A 4,309-nucleotide genomic window follows, 5' to 3' on the forward strand; every position below is an offset into this window, starting at 1 on the left:
AAAAACGGCGGCCCTGGCCCAGAATTTATGACCGGCAGCAGTGGTGCTGCCGGGTGACCAACAAGTTCACACACGAATCAAGCTTCAGCGACCGCGGTGAAGGCCTAATTGCTCTCGGCGGTATGAGGCTGCTCGCTATGCCGTAGACTAGCGACCGGTCCGTGTTGACCGAGCGGCCCCAGGTCTGGTGGGAGGCGCATCCTTGCGGCGATCCCCACCAGAGTTTCCCGTGAACTGCTGGGCTGACTCCTCCGGGATTCGGCCAGCCCAGAGCCGACCGCCAGACGCCTCGCAGCATTGCCTTCATCGCCGCAGGGATGCGCCTCCCACGGGACTCTGCCCGAGCGTTTTTTCGCTAGAGCCCACCATAGCCTTGGCGAAGTAGGGCCGCAGGGATGCGCCTCCCGCCCGGCCAAGAACCTTGGGTGCTCAGACCTGGAAAACACCCACCTTGAAGTCCTTGATGCGAGCGTTGAGGGAGGCTACATCGAGAGACAGCTTGATGGCCTCGCGGGTATCTCGCGGGTCGATAATGCGGTCCACCCAAAGGCGGGCGGCGGCGTATCGGGCGTCCATCTGGTGCTGATAGGACTCGCTGGTCTCGCCCACGATGCGCTGGCGCTCTTCCTCGTCGATCTCCTGGCCCTGCTTGGCCATTTGCCGCACCTTGAGGTCGGCCAGAGTCTTGGCAGCCTGGGAGCCCCCCATGACGGCGTACTGGCAGGTGGGCCAGGCGAAGATGAAACGCGGGTCGTAGGCTTTGCCGCAGAGGGCATAGTTGCCGGCCCCGAAGCTGCCGCCGGTGATGACGGTAATTTTGGGGACCACCGAATTGGCCACGGCGTTGACCATCTTGGCCCCCGACTTGATGATGCCCGAGACTTCGGCGTCGCGGCCCACCATGAAGCCGTTGACGTCCTGAAAGAAGAGCAGCGGCAGACGGTTCTGGTTGCAGTCCATGATGAAGCGGGCGGCTTTGTCGGCGGCCTCGCGGTAGATCACCCCCCCCACCTCGAACTGCTTGCCGGGCTGGCGGATGTGGGTCTTCTGGTTGGCCACCACGCCCACCGACCATCCGCCCACGTGAGCGTATCCGCAGAGGACGGTGCGTCCGTAGTCTTTCTTGTATTCCTCGAACTGGGAATCGTCGAAGATGCACTCGAAGACCTCGCGCATGTCGTACTCGCCCGAGGACTCGATGGGCATGATTCGGAAGAGGTCATCGGCCCCGCGCTTGGGCGGCTGCTCCTGCTGGCGATTGAAGGGAGCCCGCTCCGGTTCGGCCGATTGCGCGGCCAGCTTGCGCAGGCGCTTGAGGCAGTCTTCGTCGTCGGCTTCCTTGAAGTCGATGGTGCCGCTCAGCTCGGCGTGCAGATCGGCGCCGCCCAGCTCTTCGCTGTTCAGGTCCTGGCCGATGGCGGCTTTGACCAGGGAGGGACCGGCGATGTAGAGTCCGCTGCCTTCCACCATCAGGATCTTGTCGGACATCACCGGCAGATAGGCCCCTCCGGCCACGCAGGGCCCCATGATGGCGGCGATCTGGGGGATGCCGCGGGCCGAGATCTTGGCGTTGTTGCGGAAGATGCGTCCGAAGTCGTCCTGGTCGGGAAAGATCTCGTCCTGCATGGGCAGGTAGACGCCCGCCGAGTCGACCAGGTAGATGAGGGGAAGCCGGTTCTGCATGGCGATGCGCTGAGCGCGCAGGACTTTTTTGACCGTGACGGGAAAGAAGGCGCCCGCCTTGACGGTGGCGTCGTTGGCCACGATCATGTGCAGCCGTCCGCCCACCGGCGCGATGCCGGTCAGGGTGCCCGAGGCGGGAGCGCCCCCGGCCTCGGGATACATCTCGTAGCCGGCGTAGATGCCCAGTTCAAAAAAATCGCTGTCGGGGTCGATCAGCTTCTCCAGCCGCTCGCGCACCGTCAGCCGTCCCTTGGAATGCTGCCTCTCGACCGCCTTCTCTCCGCCCCCACGGCGGATCTCCTCCTCATCGGCCCGCAGCGCCTCGATAATCTCGTCCCAGTTGTCGTAGTCGCGAAATGGTCGGCTCATTCTGGTATCAAAACACGGTTACAAAGTAGTGAATATACCAGGTGCCCCGCCCCGCCTGCCAAGGGACGCGGGTCGATTTGATCCGACCGCCTTCAAGCCACGATGCTGCGCAGGGCGGGGAGGGAGGTGATGATGTGGTGGGCTCCGGCGGCTTTGAGTTCGCGGCGGGAATGGGAGCCGGTGGTGATGCCCACGGCCAGGACTCGGGCGGCGCGGGCGGCGGCCATGTCGTCGGTGGTGTCTCCCACCATGACGGCTTGGGCGGGCTCGGTTTCGAGCTGCCGCAGGGCCTGCAGCAGCGGCTCGGGGTGGGGCTTGGCCTGGTTGACGTGATCGAGTCCAACCACCGCCCCGAAATGGGACCGCAGCCCGAAGTGCTCAAGGATCTGGTAGGCCCCGCGGGAGTGGCGCGAGGTGGCGATTCCCAGCTTGATGCGCCCCGAATAGTAAGTGAGGGTCTCGGCCAGTCCGGGCAGGGGGCGGGCGTGTGAAGTGGCGATGGGATAAAAGTGCTCGCGGTAGATGTCCAGAATCGATTCCACCTCCTCCGCCTGAGGACGGCGTCCCATGACTTCGAAGAACATCTCTTGCAGGGGACGCCCGATCAAGCGCACCACGGACTTGTGCTCCATCTCTGCAATGCCTAGATCGCGCAAGGTCAGATTGAAGGCCGACACGATGGCGTCGGAGGCGTCGATAAGGGTTCCGTCGAAGTCGAAAAGTATGGCGCGGTGGTGCGAATTGCCATCCATGAGCAGATGATATCAGCAATCAGCGCAGGCCCGATCGGCGGGCCTTGGCATATTCCTCCTGCAGGCGCGACATGAGTTGGGGAAGGCGGGTGTAAAGCTGCTTGTGGGGACGGGCGGGCCGGTTGGCCACGGCGTAGGCGGTCAGCAAAGGCAGTCCGATGGTGGCGTCGAGGTAGCAGACCACGGCGTCGGGAAGACGGTCGGGATCGACCTTGCCCCAGCTCACGGCCTCGGAGGGAGTGGCCCCCGACAGCCCCCCCGTGTCGGGACGCGCGTCGGTGATCTGCAGGAAGTAGTCGTGCCCCTTTTCCTCGATCCCCATCACTTCCTGGATCTGGGGCTCGGTCTGGAGCATGAAGTTCTTGGGCGACCCCCCGCCCATGATGAGGACGGCGCTCTTGCCTCCCTCCACGCGCCGCTTGGCGTCGAGGACGATGGCGGCGGTCTGGTTGACGTCCAGCGAGGGGTCGAGCACCAGTTCACTGCCCGTCAGGCTCATGGCGGCCACGTTCATGCCGATGCTGCTGTCGCCGGGCGAAGAGGTGAAGACGGGTATCTTGTGGCGGTAGGCGGCGGCCAGCAGGGAAAGACTCTTGGAAGCCCCCAGAGCCCGCTCGCGCTCGGCCACGTAGCGTCCGGCCCGGTAGTGGAACTCGGCCGTCGACATGCGGCGCTGAAACTCCTCGGCGGCCATCATCTTGCGGAAAAAGGCGTCGGTCTCGAGCAGCACGTCATAGTCGAAGAAGATGTCGTAGATGCGGATGACGCCTTCTTCGCGCAGCGTCACGTCGCTGGTCTCGACGTTGCCGCGATGGAGCGTCTTGCCGATCGCGAAATGAGCGTCGTGGTAGAGGTTGGCGCCGGTGGAGACGATCCAGTCCACGAATCCGCGCTCGATGAGCGGGATGAGGCAGGAGATGCCCAGTCCGGCGGGCGTCAAGGCTCCCGTCAGCGAAAGCCCCACCGTGACGTCGTCCTGCAACATCTTGCGCGTGAAGAGGTGGCAGGCCTCGCGCAGACGGGCCGCGTTGTAGGCCTCGAAGACGCTGTCGACGATTTCGCTGACCGTGGTCTTCTCGGTGACGGGAGTGGGGTCGATTTTCTTGCCGCTCAGATGTCTGCTCATCAGGCCCGAAGACTAATCAATCTCTCCCTCGCCACGCAAGTGAGGCGGCCGGCATCTGGTGCAGCGCGTCAGAAGTTTTGAGCCACCCTGTTGCGTTATTCCACGCTTTCAGCGTTCAGACCTTGACCGTCTGAAACCCAGGGTGGCGCCGCCGTCTCGCTGGCGCTCGCCGGGGCTGACCCTGGGCTGGCGAATCGCTCGCCTTCAGCGAGCCCGGACTTGACTTCTAACACAGTCGCTGGGGTGGCGAATCTGTCCCTTTCAGAAAAGACAAGAAACGGAGGACCCCTGGCTCAGGATTTATGACCGGCAGCACTAGTCATCTTCTGCCGAGGCCACGAACTGGGCGATGGCGCGGACGGTGGGATGGTCCCACACC

General features: G+C 64.0%; 3 protein-coding genes. All 3 read right to left on the reverse strand.

Translation table 11 applies throughout. The features are described from left to right. Positions 1 to 429 precede the first annotated feature (429 nt). Positions 430 to 2,052, reverse strand: coding sequence for an acyl-CoA carboxylase subunit beta (locus VLU25_10050; GenBank protein ID HSR68272.1), 1,623 nt, complete (start codon positions 2,050 to 2,052; stop codon positions 430 to 432). 92 nt (positions 2,053 to 2,144) lie between these two features. After that, a complete protein-coding gene (locus VLU25_10055) occupies positions 2,145 to 2,804 on the reverse strand; it encodes an HAD family hydrolase (protein ID HSR68273.1) in 660 nt (219 codons plus the stop codon). A gap of 19 nt (positions 2,805 to 2,823) precedes the next feature. Next, the gene (speY, locus tag VLU25_10060; GenBank protein ID HSR68274.1) at positions 2,824 to 3,930 is read right to left on the reverse strand and encodes a deoxyhypusine synthase; all 1,107 of its coding nucleotides are present in this window, start codon (positions 3,928 to 3,930) and stop codon (positions 2,824 to 2,826) included. Between the last annotated feature and the right edge of the window lie 379 nt (positions 3,931 to 4,309).

It is taken from the genome of Acidobacteriota bacterium (genome assembly GCA_035471785.1).
Taxonomy (GTDB): domain Bacteria; phylum Acidobacteriota; class UBA6911; order RPQK01; family DATIPO01; genus JANQFM01.

Excerpts from the sequence above, each read along its gene's own strand:
- VLU25_10050 (HSR68272.1), bottom strand. The coding sequence starts at position 2,052 with ATGAGCCGACCATTTCGCGACTACGACAACTGGGACGAGATTATCGAG.
- VLU25_10055 (HSR68273.1), bottom strand. The coding sequence starts at position 2,804 with ATGGATGGCAATTCGCACCACCGCGCCATACTTTTCGACTTCGACGGA.
- speY (HSR68274.1), bottom strand. The coding sequence starts at position 3,930 with ATGAGCAGACATCTGAGCGGCAAGAAAATCGACCCCACTCCCGTCACC.